The sequence below is a fragment of the Chitinophaga polysaccharea genome (genome assembly GCF_007829335.1).
Classification (GTDB): Bacteria; Bacteroidota; Bacteroidia; order Chitinophagales; family Chitinophagaceae; genus Chitinophaga; species Chitinophaga polysaccharea_B.
The window spans coordinates 708304-727668 of record NZ_VIWO01000003.1 but is presented as its reverse complement, the minus strand read 5'-3'; the positions used below and the strand labels follow the sequence as shown (position 1 = coordinate 727668).

At 50.6% G+C, this 19365-nt stretch carries 12 protein-coding genes; 6 read left to right on the top strand and 6 right to left on the bottom strand.

Annotation, left to right across the window (positions count from 1 at the left end):
- Window positions 1-141 precede the first annotated feature (141 nt).
- The 6 genes from FHW36_RS14480 (at window position 142) to FHW36_RS14455 (ending at window position 11089) form a co-directional block, all read left to right on the top strand.
- On the top strand, window positions 142-726 hold the full coding sequence (locus FHW36_RS14480) for an RNA polymerase sigma factor (protein WP_145670084.1): 585 nt from the start codon (window positions 142-144) through the stop codon (window positions 724-726).
- A gap of 123 nt (window positions 727-849) precedes the next feature.
- The gene (locus tag FHW36_RS14475) at window positions 850-2061 is read left to right on the top strand and encodes a FecR family protein (protein WP_145670083.1); all 1212 of its coding nucleotides are present in this window, start codon (window positions 850-852) and stop codon (window positions 2059-2061) included.
- A gap of 262 nt (window positions 2062-2323) precedes the next feature.
- Entirely contained in the window at window positions 2324-5593 is a 3270-nt protein-coding gene (locus FHW36_RS14470; RefSeq protein ID WP_186452443.1) for a TonB-dependent receptor, read from the top strand.
- 30 nt (window positions 5594-5623) lie between these two features.
- Complete coding sequence (locus tag FHW36_RS14465; RefSeq protein WP_145670080.1) at window positions 5624-7075, top strand: RagB/SusD family nutrient uptake outer membrane protein; 1452 nt, start codon at window positions 5624-5626, stop codon at window positions 7073-7075.
- Between the two features lie 118 nt (window positions 7076-7193).
- Complete coding sequence (locus tag FHW36_RS14460; protein ID WP_145670078.1) at window positions 7194-10616, top strand: carbohydrate-binding protein; 3423 nt, start codon at window positions 7194-7196, stop codon at window positions 10614-10616.
- Between the two features lie 95 nt (window positions 10617-10711).
- Entirely contained in the window at window positions 10712-11089 is a 378-nt protein-coding gene (locus FHW36_RS14455) for a 5-carboxymethyl-2-hydroxymuconate Delta-isomerase (RefSeq protein WP_145670076.1), read from the top strand.
- A gap of 68 nt (window positions 11090-11157) precedes the next feature.
- Here the strand turns inward: FHW36_RS14455 and FHW36_RS14450 are convergent, their stop codons facing one another.
- The 6 genes from FHW36_RS14450 to FHW36_RS14425 are packed head-to-tail and all read right to left on the bottom strand — an operon-like array spanning window position 11158 to window position 19365.
- Complete coding sequence (locus FHW36_RS14450; RefSeq protein ID WP_145670074.1) at window positions 11158-12642, bottom strand: S41 family peptidase; 1485 nt, start codon at window positions 12640-12642, stop codon at window positions 11158-11160.
- A gap of 28 nt (window positions 12643-12670) precedes the next feature.
- On the bottom strand, window positions 12671-13987 hold the full coding sequence (locus FHW36_RS14445; protein ID WP_145670073.1) for a MutS-related protein: 1317 nt from the start codon (window positions 13985-13987) through the stop codon (window positions 12671-12673).
- Window positions 13988-13997: 10 nt separating this feature from the next.
- A complete protein-coding gene (locus tag FHW36_RS14440; protein ID WP_145670071.1) occupies window positions 13998-15305 on the bottom strand; it encodes a MutS-related protein in 1308 nt (435 codons plus the stop codon).
- A gap of 11 nt (window positions 15306-15316) precedes the next feature.
- A complete protein-coding gene (locus FHW36_RS14435; protein ID WP_145670069.1) occupies window positions 15317-17650 on the bottom strand; it encodes a Gldg family protein in 2334 nt (777 codons plus the stop codon).
- 9 nt (window positions 17651-17659) lie between these two features.
- Window positions 17660-18586 (bottom strand): ABC transporter ATP-binding protein, encoded by a 927-nt coding sequence (locus FHW36_RS14430; protein ID WP_145670066.1) that lies wholly within the window; start codon window positions 18584-18586, stop codon window positions 17660-17662.
- A 20-nt stretch (window positions 18587-18606) separates the two neighbouring features.
- The gene (locus FHW36_RS14425) at window positions 18607-19365 is read right to left on the bottom strand and encodes a DUF4397 domain-containing protein (RefSeq protein WP_145670064.1); all 759 of its coding nucleotides are present in this window, start codon (window positions 19363-19365) and stop codon (window positions 18607-18609) included.

Below are 19365 nucleotides of genomic sequence, written 5' to 3'. Positions count from 1 at the left end.
TCTTTTTATCGGAAGCGCCGGAAGAGATAACTTTAAGGCGTTTCGATATGCATTATTAAAAACGTTCACTACCCTGTCATTCCCGGGAAATTAAAAATCTTCCATAAGATTTTGCTACTTTAGCGACAGGGGCTATCCGGCATGCATGCGCAATCATATAATGATAAAGAACTCTTCCAGGCAATCTCTGAAGGCGATGAAACCGCTTTCAGGAAGCTTTTCCATATATATGTACCACAATTCCGCGCCATAGCCCAGCACATCACTAAAACAGCGGCTGTTACGGAAGATATTATCCAGGAAACCTTCCTCCGGTTATGGATTAGTCGCGACAAGCTGCCCGACATCGAGCAGCCGCGATCCTGGATGCTGCGTATTGTTTTTTACCAGTCATTTACCTATCTACGCAAACAGGCGGTACATCACAAGGCACTGAACACGCTGGCGCCCATAGAGCCGGCCTTCAGCATGGAGGAAAATATGGCCTATGCGTCTATGATAAAACAAGTAGGCATTGCCGTAGCCCAACTTCCGCCCAGGGCCCAACAAATTTACCGGCTCAGCCGGGAGCAGGGACTGAAGATACCGGAGATAGCCCAACAACTTTCCCTTTCCTCCAACACCGTAAAAAATTCCCTGGTACGCTCACTACAAGCTATCCGCAAGCACCTGGAAGCATCGGGTCATCTGATCCCCGCCCTGATATGGTGGTTATTGCGGCTCTAAAAAAAAATTTCGGGACCATAGGTCCTAGATGATCGCTTGCGCGTCTGTTGATATAGAAGGGACCTTTTCACGTTGCATAAAATACCACGTTATCCACGTTTAGAACTATAAAACAACCAAGAATTGTTGATACAAGAGCGTCTTACCTACCTGCTCCGGCAGGCGTTGAACCACTCAGCCACTGATGCAGAGCTGCAGGAACTGTCCGACCTGGTCAGGGATGACCTTACCGGAGATGTTGCGCAGCAGCTGGAAATGCTGTTACCCGACGATCTGCCGGCCGACAGCTATGATCCCGACTACTGGGATCATATCGCCAATAAAATACTGGCAGCAGATCAGCTCACCCCACACACACCGATTATTCCCCTGCCCACCCGCCGCCCGCTACGCTGGATACCCGCTGCTGCGGCTGTGCTGCTATTGTTATCAGCGGGCTGGTATGCGTGGCAGCATAAGTCGCGGCAAGCGCCTGCTGTTGCCAGCACTACGCCTGTGCTCAAAAACGATATGGCGCCTGGCGGCAACAAAGCCATGCTAACCCTCGCAGATGGTACCCAGGTACCTTTGGATAGCACTGGTGGCGAACCGTTGGCACAACAGGGCAACACCCGGATCAGCAGGCCTTCCGGCGGACAATTAATGTATACCGCAGGAGCAGGCAACTCCAATACTTCCGGAGCGCTTTCCTACAACACCTTAAGCACGCCGAGGGGCGGACAATTCCAGGTGACCCTGCCCGATGGCACTAAAGTATGGCTGAATGCCGCCAGCTCCCTCAAGTATCCCGTTGCTTTCAGTGGTCGCAGCAGGCAGGTGGAACTCACCGGGGAAGCCTATTTCGACGTGACGCCCAATGCCGCCATGCCATTCAGGGTAACAACACGCACCGGGGGCGACAGCCTCGAAGTGACAGTACTCGGCACCCAGTTCAATATCATGGCATATGAAGACGAAGGCCTGATGAAGACTACCCTGCTGGAAGGCGCCGTAAAAGTAAGCAACCACCGTAGCAGTCAACAGCTGGCCCCGGGACAAGGCGCCCAGCTCGATAAACAAAACCACCAACTGGCCATCGTGCCGCATGTGAATACAGAAGAAGCCATCGCCTGGAAAAACGGGTTCATACAACTGGAAGGCAACGACATTGCTTCCGCCATGCGCCTCATTGCGCGCTGGTATAATATGGAGGTGGTGTATAAAGCGCCTGTTACCGCGCACTTCCGCGGTATCATACCGAGAAATGTACCGGTATCCCAGGTATTAAAAATGATGGAAATGACAGGAGAAGCGCATTTCGAGATCAGGGGAAGACAGATTATCGTGTCACCCTGACATTTACCTATACGTTAAAACAACTGGTATCATGAGTCCTTAAGTTCCACTATCCCTTTACCCATACAGGCACAAAAAAACCGGAAGCGTTGCACCGCTCCCGGTAAAGCCTGGGTCTGTATGTAAATCGCTTGTGACAATTATTCATTATTTACCCAAACCATACAAATGTATGCAATTGATGCTTTTTTCCCAAGGCAGGCAAACTTGTGCCGCATGGGGCAAAAAATTTCCACGATTATCTCCAAAAACGGTACTGATCATGAAATTAACGGTGCTTTTGATGACCATCACCCTGCTACAGGTTCATGCAGCAGGGTATGCACAAACAGTTACCCTATCGCAACGGAATGCGTCCCTGGATAAAATTTTCCAGGAGATCCGGAAACAAACCGGATACAGTTTCCTGTATACAGATGAACAACTATTGCAGGGAAGAAAAGTAAGTCTCCAGCTAAAAAACGTTCCCCTGGAACAAGCGCTGGACGCCTGTTTCCTGGATCAGCCACTCTCCTGGTCTATTTCCGATAAGGTGATCATCGTAAAGCGGAAAGCCAATCCCGGGGAAACAACGCCCATCGTTGAAAAAGAAGTAAAGGGAAAAGTAACCAACGAAAAAGGCGAACCGCTGCCCGGCGCCACCATCCAGGTGAAAGGCACCAGCAAAGGCGTGGTGACAAATGAAAAAGGAGAATACACCATCGCGGTACCCGACGATAACGCTATATTGATCATCTCCTCTCTCGGGTACAACAAAATAGAAATACCGGTAGGCAACAGGAATAACTTACCTGTTATGCTGCGCCCCTCCGCTTCCAATATCAACGAACTGGTAGTTGTGGGATACGGTGAACAGCGGAAAGGTAGCCTCAGCAGTGCTATTACATCTGTCTCCTCGAAAGATTTCCAGGATGCGCCGGTCAACCGGCTCGACCAGGTGCTGCAGGGACGTACGGCTGGCGTACAGGTCACCAATTCCGCCGGGGCGCCCGGAGGCGCCGTACGTATACGTATCCGCGGTTCCAACTCTATCAATGGCGGCAACGATCCCATTTATGTAGTGGATGGTTTTGTAGGCGCAGACTTCTTTGCTATTAACCCGGATGATATTGAGTCGATACAGGTACTGAAAGACGCCGCCGCCACCGCCATCTACGGTAGCAGGGGCTCTAATGGCGTGATCCTCGTGACCACCAAAAAAGGCAATAAAGGTGGATTGAGCGTCAACTTCACCACCCGCCTGTCATCATCCACTGTATTGAAAAAACTGGACTTGCTCAACGCAGCCGACTTCGCCGAAACCGCCAATGCGCATGCAGTCGCTGTTGGAACCACGCCTAAGTTTACCGATGCGCAGATCGCGGAGTTTCGTACTAAAGGTGGCACTAACTGGCAGGATGAAATCTTTCGCGCAGCGCCCACCCAGGAGTATTTACTAAACCTTTCCGGCGGAAACGATAAATCCACTTACTTCATTTCCGGTAATTACCTGAACCAGGATGGGGTGATCAATAACTCTTTCTATAAACGTTATACGGTACGGTCCAATATCAATTCCAAACTATCCGATTGGGCATCTACTTTTCTCAATATCACCGGCTCTTATAGCACCGCACAAAATGTAGATATTCCTGCCGATGGTCCCAGCAGTCCCCTGGCACAGGCCATCACCTGGTCGCCCACCACACCGGTGCGCAATGCCGATGGCAGCTATGTTATCAGCGATCCTGTAGGGTCTTTGTTCTATAACCCGGTAGCACTCACCGAAAACCGGCTGGCAGTAAAAGATCGCATGCTCGCCAATATGATAGGTGGCTTCAAATTCAACATCATTCCCGGGCTTACGTTCAACCTGCAATACGGCGCCAATTACCTGCAAACCGACGACAAGAGCTTCGCCGGCAAAATCACCAACAACAATGTTTCCTCTTCCAGTATACGCTCCACCAAAGACATCGTGTTACAGAATACCAACACGCTGAACTACCGGAAAACATTTAACCAGGCACACAACATCGATATCACAGCGGTGATGGAATACCAGCAGGGCACCAACAATTATTCTGCTGCCGGCGCTTCTAATCTTACCTATGAAAACTTCCAGTGGAATAACCTGGCGCTGGGTACTCCTGGCAGCCCTTCCTCTGGTTATTCAAAGTGGGCGATATTTTCCCTGGTAGGACGTGCTAATTACAGCTACCGTGATAAATATCTCGTATCGGCCGCTATCCGTCGGGATGGGTCATCCAAATTCCAGGGCAATAATAAATACGGCCACTTTCCTTCTGTTTCCGCCGGATGGGTGGTGAGCAACGAACCTTTTATGCAGGACCAGCACGCCTTCAGCAACCTGAAAATACGTGGCAGCTGGGGACTTACCGGCAACCAGGCCATTAGTCCCTATAGTACGCTTTCATCCTATTCCAATATAGCCGCATCGTTTACCAACAACAGTCACCTGGTGGGATTGATGATGGGCAACATCGGCAACCCCGACCTGAAATGGGAAACTACGGAACAGCAAGATGTGGGAATAGACATCGGGTTATTAAAAGGTCGTGTAAACGTTACCGCAGATTACTTTGTAAAGAAAACTCGCGACCTCCTGCTGGTGGAAACCTTACCCATGTACCTCGGTGGGAACCCTATTACCAGGAACGTTGGCTCCGTACAGAATAAGGGCTGGGAATTTTCCATCGACGGCGATGTAATCAACCACAGCGCCATAACCTGGAATACGGGATTTAACGTGTCTTTCAACCGCAATGAAGTGCTTTCCCTGGGTGAAGGAAAAACCCGCATCTTTGATCCTAACAACCGGAGAATAGGTGGTGGCATGTCGCCGCAATCAGAATTCGTGGTAATGCCTGGGCAGTCACTGGGCGCTATCTGGGGCCTCACCTACCTCGGCACCTGGAAGCCCGGCGATGCCAAAGCCAGCCAGTACGGCGCCAAAGCCGGCGATTCCCGCTACCTCGACCTGGACAACAATGGCACCATTGATGCCAACGATTATCATGTGATCGGCACCGGTATTCCCAAAACATCTATCGGCTGGAACAACACCGTTGCCTATAAGCGATTTACGCTGAACTTACTGTTCCAGGGACTCTTTGGGTTTGACCGCCTGAACTACAACAGCGCCGCAGCCATGTACTATGGCGGCGATGCACGCGAAGCTACCCTGGCAGCCATCAAAGACCGCTACATTCCCGGTGTGAATGAAACATCAGATATACCGGCGTTCAGCACCACCAACCGCAACTTCACGCAAAGCAGCCGTTTCCTGGAAAAAGGGGACTTCCTCCGCCTGAAGAATGTGAGCCTCGCTTATACGCTTCCTAAAACAGCGCTGAAAAATACACTCGGCATTAAGGTATTTGTCAGCGCTACCAACCTGCTGACCATCACCAACTACAGCGGCCTGGATCCTGAAAGCAATTCATCTGCCGGCGATATCAGGCAGGGTATTGACTATGGCACTTACCCGAATGTGAAAACCATTACCGGCGGAGTAACACTCAGTTTTTAAAAAATAACGGTCATGACTAAACGATACAACATGAAACAGACTATATACCTGGTACTTTGCCTCGTGCTGGCGGCAGGGTGCAGCAAACAGCTTAATGAAGAGCCCCGTGGACTGGTAGCCGGCAAGGATGCCCTCAGCAGCCAGGCAGGCCTGGAAACGGTGTTGTCCGGCGCCTACGGCAGCCTGCTGGTGCCGTGGACCAGCGGCTTTACCTCCGTGGCACAAATAGCCATGACCATGGGCGGCGATGACCTCACCACGCATGCCGGCTCCAACAAGGAAGAGTTCAGGGAGTTCGACCGCTTCAATGTTTCCTCCCTGAATGGCCGGATGCCTCCCATCTGGTTGGGATGCTACAAAACCATACAATCCACTACCAATATCATCAACAACTATACGGCCGTACAGGGAGGCAATCCCGACAGCATCCGCGCCATGGTGGGTGAAGCCAGCTACCTGCGGGGGCTTTGCTACTACTGGCTCACCAGGCTGTGGGGAGAAGTGCCGATCATTCCCTCTGAAGTATATTCACCCGATTATCTTACGCTTAAAAAGAGCAAACCGGCCGAGGTATACGCCCTGATAGAAACAGACCTGAAGAGAGCAGAAGAGTGGATGCCCAATGCCCGCCGCAGCTCTGGCCGCCCCAATAAAGGCGCTGCCAAAGCCCTGCTGGCAGATGTTTATCTCACAGAAGCCGGATGGCCGCTGAAAAACCAGTCCAAATACGCGCTGGCAGCCGCTAAAGCCAAAGAAGTGATTGACAATAAAACGTTGTATGGATTTGATCTTTACCAGGGCGACTACCTGAAGATCTTCGCCGGCGGTACCGTAGAAGATGTATTCACTCTCTTCACCCGCGGACAGTGGATCACCTATAATTCCTTCTATGGCTTGTCTACCATGCCGGAAGATGAAGGTGGCTGGAGCGATTTCTTCCCCGAGCTCAACTTCTTCAACAACTTCCCCGCAGGCCCCCGGAAAGACGCTACTTTCAGTACACAGTTTACGCTGAGCGATGGTAAAACCATCTCCTGGCAACAAACCTCCACCAAGCATCCTTACTATAAAAAATTCACCATCCAGTCGGGCGCGCGCAACGTGTACATGTCGGCCAATCCCGTTATTATGATGCGGTATGCACATGTACTGCTGATTTATGCAGAAGCCCAGGCACGGTCTGCCGGCACGCCTAACAGCGACGCCTATACGGCTATTAATGCCGTGCGTCAGCGCGCAGGACTGGCCAACCTGCCAGAAGGTTTGTCCGGTGCTGATTTTGCCACCGCGGTGGTAAATGAACGCGCATGGGAATTTGCCGGTGAATGGAACCGCTGGTTCGACCTCGTAAGACTGGAGCAGGTAGAAGCGGCCAATGCGAATAAAAATCCGGGAGATCTGCCACCTTCCGGTACTATCACCAAAGCGAATTACTGGATGCCCATACCTGGTGCTGATGCTGTAATAAACCCGAATTTATGACCCTTTCGATGAACAAATGATCCTATGTAAGTAATCGTTTAACCACGTAAACAAAATCCGAAAACCCGGATCAGTCCCGCATAAAGCGGGGCTGATCCATCCACCAAAATGAAGCGTTATGAAAAAGATGTCTACACTCTTGCTGGTGTTGAGCATGCTGCTGTGCAGCCGCCTCCACGCCCAATACCTTCTGTTGGATGATATGGAAGGTCATGGTCCCTGCTCCGGCAAATGGACTTACTACGCCGGGAATACCACCACCGGGAAAGTAGAATTTGGTGTACCTAATCCTAATCCATCCGGGCTTAATACCAGCCCGCTGGTCGCTAAATTCACCAAAGATACCAGCTGCTTTGAGTACATGAGCACCTCCGTTTCCCTGAAAGATTCGTTTAATCTTTCTTCTAACAGCACGTTCAAAATGCTGGTGTATAGCAACGTACAGGAAGATATCATGTTTAAGTTGCAACCAGGCACCAATTACAGCAAAGCGGTATACTTTACCTACAGGCCCTCCCGCGTAAACCAGTGGGAAGAGGCCACCTTCAACTTTCAAAGCGTAAAAAAAAGGACCGACTTTAATACCATTGCCGTACAGTTTATCGATGGTAAGAAAGCCAATGGCATCCTATATTTCGACCTGGTGCAGGCGCCCAATCCTACCAACATCGTCTTAAAAGATACTACTATCAGGATGGGAAATGAAAACGGCGCTGTGCTCACCGCCAAAGTAAATGGCGGCGTATTCAGTTCCACCCTCCATACCAGCAGCTGGGTAGCCTCCAACCTGCCGGCTGGTGTTACGATCGGCAACGTACAACGGCTCAACGATACCATTGCCCTGGTAACGCTCAGCGGCAACTCTCCCGCCAACTATTCCCGCACTGCCCTTAAACTCACCGTGGCAGGCGCCGAACTGGACAGCGCTAACGTGGCCTCCTATACGGTAAAAGGCAACGTGGTATTTGAAGGTAATCCCAACTGGACCCTGGTATTTGCCGATGAATTCAATACCAACGGCATGCCTGATGCCGGCAAATGGAAAATAGATCCTCACCCCAAAGGCTGGATCAATGGAGAGCAGGAAGTATATACGGATAGCACACATGATAATGCGCGTGTCAGAAACGGTAACCTGGTGATTACCGGGAAGAAAGACTTCCCTAACGGCAATACCACCGAGCCCTGGTCATCCGGCATGTTGATTACACAAGGTAAATTTGATTTCCTGTATGGCCGGGTAGATGTGAGAACGAAGCTCCCCCGTGCCCGCGGCTCCTGGCCTGCCATCTGGCTCATGCCTACCTCCAGCGCCTACGGCGGATGGCCCAAAAGTGGAGAACTCGATATCATGGAACATGTGGGTAATAACTTCGGAACTGTATTATCGACCATACACACCCAAAACCATAACTGGACCAATGGCGGTGGCATTTCCAACAGCAAGAAACTGATGGATGCCGACACCGCCTATCATGTGTACAGTATGGAATGGGCGCCGGATACCCTCCGGTTTATATATGATTCCACAGTGATCCTCACCTACCCCAATCCACATACCGACTGGAAAGACTGGCCCTTTGACCAGAAATTCTACCTGATCCTGAACGTCGCTATTGGTGGAGGTATGGGAGGTACTATTGTAGAAGCCGACTGGCCAGACAGTATGCAGGTAGACTATGCACGCATCTACCAAAAAGGGCTGGGCACACCGGTACTGGACACCATTAAGGTAACGCCTGCAGACCTTTCCTTCCTCGCTGGCAAACAGCAGCAGTATACCGCCAAAGCATTTGACCAGAACGGGTATCCCATGGCCATTACACCGGTATGGAGCATTACCGGCGCAGGCAATACCATTACGGCCAACGGGCTGGCAACCCTGAACAGCTCCGGCAAAGTAAGCGCTACCGCCACCGTGGACACTATTACTAAAACAGGCAACACCAACGTCAACGTGCGGGCCACCAATTACCGAAACCTGCCCGTAAAAATACAGGCAGAGAGCTTCGACAACGGCAATGCCTGTTGCACCGAAACGACGGCCGACATCGGCGGCGGCCTGGACGTAAGCTATATCGGCGCCAATACCTGGTTTGAATATGACCTCAACGTACCCCGCGCTGATACTTACCGCCTGCAATTCCGTGTAGCGGTAAACTCGCTGGCCAGTTTGAAAATACAACTGGATACCGTTACCCTGCAAACCGTGAGCCTGCCTGTCAGCGGTGGTTGGCAGAAATGGATTACGGTTACGTCGGCGCCTGTACGATTGGAACAGGGGCAGCAAACCATCAGGATTGTATCCAACAAAGACGGCTGGAACTTCAACTGGTTAAGCGTCTTCCGCGCCGATTCCATTGGCTTGTCACGCGTTACCATCAAGCCCGACAGCGTTACCCTGAATACCGGTCAAACGCAACAATTCACCGCCACCGGCTATGGGCAAGACAGCAGCGTGTTTGCTATCACACCAGCATGGTCGGTATCCGGTGGTGGCAGCATCAGCGCCAGCGGCCTCTTTACGGCCGGCACTACCGGTAACTACGCGGTACAAGCCACAGCGGCAGGCATAACAGATACGGCCACCGTGCATGTGATTACGCCGCCGGCACTGACCCGCATTGTACTCACCCCCGATACGGTAACTGTACCACTAGGCGCCTCTCAGCAGTTCATCGCCAAAGGCTATGACCAGCGTGACAGCCTGTTTGCCTTTAAGCCAACATGGAGCACCAGCGACCCGGCGAATACCATCGACACCACCGGCGTATTTACTGCCGGTAATGCAGCAGGGACTTATAGCATAACCGCCAGCGCCGGCGCGATATCTGCTACGGCAGTAGTAGCAACAGGCTATACCTGCTCCGTAAATGATAAATACGAAGCAGAAAGCGCCTCCAACCGCGCAACAGGTCCTATACTGGAAACCTGTACCGATGTGGGAGGCGGACAGGATTTTACCAACCTGCATGTCAATGACTGGTGGGCATATAACACCCTGAATGTTCCTGTAAAAGGCAAATACACCATCAGCATCCGTGTATCGTCTACCGCCGCTGCCAGTGTATGGATAGGACATAGTGGGTTCAATTTCGGTACCATCAATATTCCATCTACCGGCGGTACCTGGCGCACTATCAAAGCAACAATCACATTGCCTGCCCTTAGCTATACCGGCATACATGTGCAATCGGGCGCCTTTAAATTCAACTGGTTCAGCATCGACAACTGCGCCGTAGATACTTCTACCGCCCGTATGGCCTATGTTAAACCAGCAATCGTAGCGGAAAGCGCCACAGCTGCAACACTACTGCCCTACCCGAATCCTACGAACGGGCAGTTAACCATTAACCTAAACAGCGCTACTTACCGGATGCTTACGCTGATGGATATACGTGGTAACATACTACGCCAATGGATTATTCCGAAAGGAGAAAAACAACTCAACAAAAATATCAGCACGCTGCCAAGCGGCACTTATATCCTAAAGCTGGAAGGAGATAATAAAGTAAAAACTTTCCGGGTAGTTAAAATTTGATGATCGCACACGCCATTGTGCTTTTATGTGAAGCTGGTCTGCATAGACCAGCTTTACTTTTTACGTATATTTAGGAGACACAATACACTGTCGATATGCCTCATTTTGTAATCGAATGCTCTAACAATGTGCTGGAACAGCAATCCCCTGAATTGATCATGGATACCGTGCACCAGGCCGCGGAATCTACCGGGTTATTTGCCGAAAATGATATTAAAGTTCGGCTCAACGCTTTTGCCCATTACAAACTGGGACATGGAAAAGACAGCTTCCTGCATATATACGCCAGTATTATGGGAGGGCGTACTACAGAACAGAAATCTCATCTATCTACTGTGATCATACAGCAATTAGCGCCGCTATTACCGGAGGTATCGTTTCTATCTATCAATGTGGATGATTTTGATCCGGAAACGTATTGCAACAGAGCATTGATTAACCCGGCGAATGTGGGGAGGAACCGGCATTTTTAAATGTGCCGGAAACAAAAAGGGCACATGCAGCTACCGCCGCATGGCCCCCACTCAACCGTTGCCACTAATTAATGTTTTTCTCCCGAAATCAACTCCAGGGTATAGCTCATTTCCGGGTCCTTACTGGCCTGGATATACGAAACAAACTTATTCATGGGCACTTCCTTGTCAGGAAGAATGCCGTGGCCTTTATCCGCTGTAGCGTTGAAGAAGTATAACTCCGACATCGGCACCGATAGTATGCTTTTGGTGCGGGGCAGCAGGTATTTCATAAACCAGGCTGCCGTGGTAGCGGCGGCACCGCTGCCAGTTTCTTTGCCGATAATCAAGCCTCTTTTATTTTGCTGTACCAGTGCGGCAAAGTAGGTGGCTGCTGATACGGTGCCGCCACCGGTAAGCACATATACTTTACCATGAAAGGCGTCTTTATCGGGCGGAAAGTTTTCGAGCAAACCGTCACGCAGCCGGGCGTTGCCGATATATAATCCGCTGCTGTCTTTATCGAAACGCTGGTAGAGGAAGTTCTTCTGGCTTTGCAAATCTTCGTCCGACAAGCGTCTCCCATTTTCTGCGATCGCATATTCAGGGTAGGCAATGTCGATGGTGCGGGTGCGGTAGTTGTATACATTCCGGAATGGCGCATCGGTAAGGAAGGAATACAGCAGTGCTGAGATGGCCGGATTACCGCCGCCATTGGCCCGTACATCGATGATTACCTGCTTATACTGACGCTTGTTGATCTCTTTAAAAAACTCACTGAATTCTTTATACGCATCCGATTCATTGATCGCGAAGGTGTTCACGGTGAGCACACCTGTTTTCGTATCATCGTAATAGTTATTGTAGATATAGTAGGCGCGCTGCAGCAGGTTCACCGGAAATACGCCCATCTTGCTGGCATGGAACGCCTGTGTAGGATCAGCGAAAGGCAGCGTTACCTTTTTGGTGTCGTTGCTGCCGGGCGTAATATAACTCACCTGGAACGTTGACTGGTTGGGCGACAACAGGCTGTACATCACCTGGAAGTTAGGATACAGACGGTCCATACCAGTGGTAATGTGGCCATCGCTGTAGGCGGAAGCCGACAATGCCTGGAGTATATCTTTCACCGGCATATTATTAATGCTGGTTACTTCCGCGCCAAAAGGAACAGGGCCGCCTTTGATATTAATAAATATCTTACCTCTCTCTATAACCACCGGGTAAGGAAACAGGTGGATCAGGCTATACAGCTCTTTCGCATTATCGTTGCTCACGCCCAGGTTGGTGTGCACATCACTCACGAGATAGACAGGTGAATATTGCAGGCAGGAAAGCACATCGGGCTGCCCCGCTGCCTTTTCCATCAGCGAATCCACCTTGCGCTGGAAGCTGATGGAGTCTATAAATTTATAAGGATTGGGATGTTGTTTCTTCAATATCTCCACTGCCAGTTTAAAATCTGCAATGAAGTCCTCTTTCGTCAGGTTGGCCAGTTTTTTCTCCTGGGCAGATACCCGCATACTGCAAAGCGCCAGCAACGCTAGGGCGCCGGAAATGATCAATCTCTTCATGTAATTTGTTTTGAAATGTATGAAAACGTCAGGAGCCGATTAATTCCAGGATACCTTCGTTGCGGATGATCATCATCCCCTGCCGGTCTTCCGTAATCCCTTCCTGGAGGCGGTAGGTATAACGCGGCCGCGCACCTTCCATTACCGTAGGCAGGAAGGCAAACCGGATGTTAGGATTCCCTTTCAGTGCCTCTCCCACTTCAATAATATGCGTAGACACGATGAACAGGCAGTCCTGGTACTCCGCGAAAGCAGAAGTAACCGCCAGCGTTCCATCGAAAGCATCTTTTACGTTGGTGCCCTTAAACAGCTCATCGAACATCAGCAGCAACCGTTTACCGCTGGCAGCTGCTTCAGCGGCCTGTTTCACGCGCATCACTTCCGCATAGAAATGGCTGTAGCCCAGGTGGATGTTGTCTGCTACGTTGATAGAAGAACAAATACCTTCTCTTACGGAAAACGACATCGTATCGGCCGCCACCGGGAAACCCATGTGGGCCAGGTACAACCCGATGCCGACAGATTTCATCAGTGTGGATTTACCGGCCATATTAGCCCCGGTGAGAAACAGTACATTACTATTTTCTTCCATAGCCAGATCATTGCCCACGGCGCCCTGCAGGCAGGGATGTCGCAAACCGGTAATCGTTAATTTGTTTTTTCCTTTCGGCAGCGCAGTGGCATAGGTGAATCCTTTGGCCCTGGCTATATCACTGACAGCAATGTTTACGTCCAGTTCATAAATAAAGGTCAATACCTGTTCCATGTCGTCGCGCAGACGCCCCTTCAGCAAATGATCATAGAAGGCGAGTGTGCTCACCGACAGTGGTTGATAGATATCAATGTTCATTAGCTTGTCTACCTGGCTGTTTGCGAGGATATCCCTGATGGCGCCCACCCGTGCGGCATATTGACCGGTAGTGGCAGGCAGCGTTTGCAGGAAACTGTAGCACCGTTTTAGCGTTACGATAGTAGCCTGCAGCCCCTGTACTTTCCGGCGATACCTTTCATCGCGGGTAAGCGTGGCCAGGCCCTTTTTGACAAGGGTATCTATCATGATTACGGCGGCACTGCGGGGAGCGCTGCCGTCGAGATATTCGCGCATCAGGTGCAGCTGCGGGGCATCGAACGGAAACGCCAGCTGCGCCTCCTGGAAGGCGCGGAAAATAGTCGCCCTTTCGTTGATAGCGGTGGCATCTTCCAATGGATGACGGAAGATGTTGTCCAGTACCTGTTCTCCTCCCCTCGTCTTCACCTGGTTGAACAGGTGGTATACAGAACCGTTACGGTATTTACCCAGCAGGTTCAGCTCATCTACGGTCTGTTTATCGATATTGAAGCTCATAACAGTTCTTTTATTGTTCCAATGCACGTTTACGGCCATTCTTCAGGATATCCGGTATCCCTTCGTTGCGAATGATGATCATCCCGTGACGATCATCTGTGATACCACGTTCAAGGGTATATGTATATTCCGGCGTATGCCCGTTCATGCGGGTAGGCAGATAGAGGAATCCCGTCCCCGGATATTGTTTCAGGTCTTCTCCTGCTTCCACAATATGGGAGGAGATGACAAACAGGCTGTTCTTCTTTTTGGTAAAGGCGCCGGTAATGGCTACCGTAGCCTCATGGGCGTCTTTTACGTTGGTACCGCGGAAAAGCTCGTCGAAAATAACCAGCAGCGATTTGCCTGCCCCCAACTCTGTCGCAATCTTTTTCACCCGCAGTACTTCCGCATAAAAGTGGCTGGCGCCCATGCCCAGGTTGTCGGGCAGGTTGATGGTGGTATAAATACCGTCCAGCACTACAAACTCCATCCGCCGCGCCGCTACCGGGAATCCCATATGCGCCAGGTATACGGCAATGCTCAGCGAACGCAGAAAAGTTGACTTTCCCGCCATGTTAGCCCCGGTCAGGAAGATGACATGTTCTGCGGCATTCAGCCGCACGTTATTGCCGATGGCGTTCTTCAGCCCGGGGTGATATACTCCTTCCAACAATAACAGATCGCCTCCCTTTTCCAGCGCTGTGGGAAATACAAAGCGCTGTTCTGTGGCTACTTTGGCTACTGAAATATATACGTCGAGGTAATATACATGCTGCAGGATTTTTTCAATGCGCTGGCGCTCCCGGGTGCGGAATAGCAGGTCATAGGCAGTTACCGCCGCATACGACAGCTTGCCTTTTCCCTTTTCTCCATGTACCGGCGCCAGCGCCGGATCATCCAGCAGGCTTACAATATCCTGGCGTTCGCGGGCATAAGCCGCAATGCCTTCCACAGCATCTGAATGAACGAAGGCGCCTACCTGTTGAATCAACTCGATGACGGCGCTCACGCCGTTGTTAATTTCCTTTTCCCCCAGGGCTGCGTTACGCGTAGCATTTTTCGTTTGTGCGTCGGCATTAGCCAGGTATTTCTCTGCCATATCAAACAAAGAGGCATTGAATGGGAACCGGATATTATATCGCGCAAAATGCTCAATGATGCTGCTTCTGCGGTTAATCTCCCCCCGGTCCGACAAAGGATGGCGGAACATATCTCCCAGTATCGCTTCACCTCCCCGGGTGTGGGTATGGTTATACAGGTCGTAGATGCCGCTGCTGTCGCGCTTGCCGAATATCCGGAGATCTTCTATAGTCTGGTCATCTGTTTGCAATATCATGCCTGTGTATTTTATTTTCTTTTTCTCCTGATCAATAATACGGTTCCTGTCAGCAATACCAGTCCGGGTAACACCCACACATATACGATTTTAAGAATGCCTGCACCGGTAGTGCCAATGGTCAGCAAGGTGTCCTGCGCCTTGGGTCTGGGCGTGTATATCGGGAAGTTGCCGTAGTCGAGCCAGGAGTAATACGAGCGACTGAGAAATGCGCCTCCCTGGCGCAAGTTGCTCATGAAATCGGCATCGGCACTCACAATAATACGCTGCTCTTTATTATTCACTTTCCGGCTAAGCGATACGGCGGTAGTATAATAAGGCGCCTGGCTATCGCCTTCTGCGGGACTATACACCGGTTGCACCGAATCAGTCACCAGGGCGCCGGCCTTCAGCCAAACCTTGCCTGCTGCGGTATTGAGCAATGGAGTAATCGTATAGCCGCTGTCGGTAGTAAATGTGAGGCCGGTCACGCCAGGCATCAGCATAGGCATACTATCCTCCTCCCCATGCTTAAGTCCGTCTTTCAGCAGCGTCAGGATAGGTTCCTGGGAAAGGTCTGTTGCCTCATGGGTAATGAATGGCTTCACCATATGCGGCATTTCATCTTTCGACAACTCAATCAGCGTACCATCCAGCATATGCACGCCCAGTCCCTGCAACAGCGGGTTGAGCATCTGCTGCTTGCCAGGCTCGCCCAATATCAGCATATTACCACCTTTGTGGAGATATTGCTGTACACGGTCCATAGTAGTAGTACTCAGCGTAGTTTTAGGATCTGCCAGCACCAATGTGGTCACATCTGCCGGGATATCATGTGTATCAGCAGACAACGTATCGGAATCAAATCCCAGGTTGATCAGGGAATAACGATTGTCTTTTGCTAATGAATGATAGCTATATTCCCGCTCTCCTTTCTTGGTAATATCGCGTTCGAGATTGCCGGTCAGGAAAATAGTTTTTGGCATTGATGGCTGAAGCAGTCGTTTAAAGGCAGCAGCTACCTGCTGTTCTTCCGGCCAAAAAGTGGCGTCATCGAAAGTGCGGAGGAAAGTGGTTTTGCCTTTGTATTTCAACTGCATGACCAGGCGGTAGTTCTCCGGCTGCAGGTCAATCGCTTTGCGCACTTCCGGGCCTGGCGTAAACAGCGACGGCTTGATGTCGTAGCCTTCGCACATCTTTTCCGCAATCTCTTTCGCGCTTTTGCCCACCCAGGTTTTATACAGGGTGCTGTCGTTATCAGCTACATCGTAATAGTATACATAGTTAAACTTCACATCCGGCTTAAACCGCAGGTAGGGTTCCCAGAGTGTCCAGAGGTAGTCGTTGCGGTTTTCAGGTAACCCACGGCTCACACCGCCGCCAAAGAGGTTACAATACAGCGTTACCTCCAGCGGCTCCCCTTTCATGTCGCGAATGATCTGCTGGGTATTGGCATGTAAGGTATTGCTTTTTGTAGCGGTGGTATCCCAGTAACCGATGTATCCCGGCCGGGAAGTAAAGTAGCCTACGATCAGCGTGGTAAGTGCTATCAGTGCATACCTGCCGACTTTCACGTACCAGGGCTTCGACTCACGACCTGCTTTTAATTTGATCAGCGTGAAGCCTACAAACATATATACGATCACAAGGAAATATACCAGGTCTTTGGTGGTGATCAGCCCTCTCAGCATTTTGGTGGTTCGGCCGGACAGGGACAGGAAATAAGTCAGGTCCCTGACGAAGTCGTACTTCTGCCACAGGCCACCAATGCGGCTTAACACAAAGATGAGGATGAAACTGCCTATCGCGGATACAATCTGGTAAGTGGTAAGGCTCGACATAAACAGCCCAATGGCGGTATAAGCGCATACGAGCAGGTAAAAGCCCAGTGCGGCCGATAACAGCACGCCATAATCTGCATGCCGGATGTTAATCAGTCCCGTTACCATGAAGATCCCTACAATCCCTACCAGCAACAGGTTATAGATCATAATGGCCAGGTATTTACCCAACACAATCTCTCTTACCTTTACCGGGGAGGAATATAATAGTTTGATGGTGCCATTGTTAATTTCCCGGCTGATCAGCCCCATGGTCAGCAGGGGCACAAAAAGATATAAGTTCTGTAATACGTTCGAAAAAATGCCATCTGGCGCCAGGAATATGCCGTTGGTCATGGATAAGCCAAAATCTTTGAACTTGGCCGTATTTTGTTGCAGCACCTCCTGCCATTTGGCCACAGGATACAAGGCATACGTGTAGTATATGCCGCATTGTACCATAAAGGCAATTGTTAGAAACCACGCTACCGGAGAATAGAAAAGGTTACGCAATTCTGTTCTCGCGATCTTGAATATCATCTTCATGTAAGAATATTATTGGAGAGATTGAATGGATAATTGCTTGAAAATATCGTCCAGCAGGCCTTTGTCGAGGTTGATCTCCCGCAGCCTCCATCCTTGCTGAACGCTGGCGCTGATGATCCTTTCGGTTATATCCTGGTCGCCATCGAAATAAATGCGTATCTGCCGGTCGCTCAGAAATTCAACTTTGGTAGCCCCTGGTATTTTCATCAGTTCTGTGGCGGAAGGAGGATTTTCCATGCGGGCTAATACGCTGTGTGGTTGTACGTAGTTGTTGAAAGCATCCATCGAGTCGGAGAAGATCACCCTTCCCCCTTCTATCATCACTATTTCCCGGCAAAGCAGGTGTACTTCCGACAGGATATGGGAAGAGAGCAATACCGTATGGTCCTGTCCTATTTCCCGTATTAATTTCCTGGCTTCGATCAGCTGGTTTGGATCGAGCCCGTTGGTGGGCTCGTCCATCACTACCAGTTTGGGCTTGTGGATGATGGCCTGCGCAATGCCTACCCGCTGGCGGTAGCCGCCCGAGAGATTGCCTATCAGTCGTGTGCTGAAATGGGCAATACCACACCGTTCCTTGGCTTCTTCTACCGCCTGTTTTATCTTTCCTTTCTCCATTCTACGCAGCTGGGCACAGTAAGCCAGGTATTCATCTACCGTAAGATCAGTATATACCGGCGGGTTCTGTGGCAGGAAGCCGATGTTCTTCTTGGCTTCTTCCGGGTTTTCCCGCATGTTGATGCCATTAACAGTTACTTGTCCTTCCGTTTGGTTCAGTACCCCGCACAGGATGTTCATGGTGGTAGATTTACCAGCACCGTTGGAGCCGAGTAGTCCTACTACCCCTGCCTGGTTTATTTCCAGGTTGATGTCACGTATAGCCCAGGCGCTGCTGTAGCGGTGCGAGAGCCCCTCTATTTTTAGTATTGTACTCATAGCGGTTGTTGAATGTTGACTCAATAATAGTTTACGACCATTACCGTTTGTTGCTGGGCACCAGTACCTCCCGGTACGCCTATCAGCGCCAGGGTGGCGTTCTGGTACAGCCAGGGATGCCGGTTTGGCGGCAACGGCGGATTTCGTATGCCCGTTGCCGTGTAAGTAGTAATAACCGCATCCGAGGCTGCGTCCCGGAACTCAAACACATAGTCTCCGTAATAGGTATTCACAGGATAAATAATAAAATCTGACATGGCCTTATAGGCGATACTGGTTACCTCTGGCTTATTCTTGCCCTGTACCACCACTTTCACCGGCCTGCTGCCGGGAGAGAGATTCAGAAACCGGATACCGGTGGTACTGTCGCCCAGGCGATGATATGGCAGGTGTTCTTCTACGAGCAGGCTATCCGGCTGCGCCAGCGTGCCTGTCACAAACAGCGAGTACATCGATCCTATGGGCAATTGCAGCTTCATTTTGAGCAACGGTACATCCTTGTCGGTCGTATCGGGATAGTTGTATATCCATAAAGGCTGTTCCCCGCTATAGGAGCTGTAGTGATTATTGATGGTGTTGAACTGGCCGTATTGCACCAATCTTAAGCGGTAGAAGTCGAATGGCAACTCTCCTTTCAGATTGGGCGCCAGCCAGCTGCTGCCTACTACGGCATTCACGATATTGAGCGAGGCAGTGCCTGGCGGGGTTACCGATTCCTTGCCACAGGATATCAATACGGTAGCTAACAGCCATGCATATATGAAAAAGTATGCTCTCAT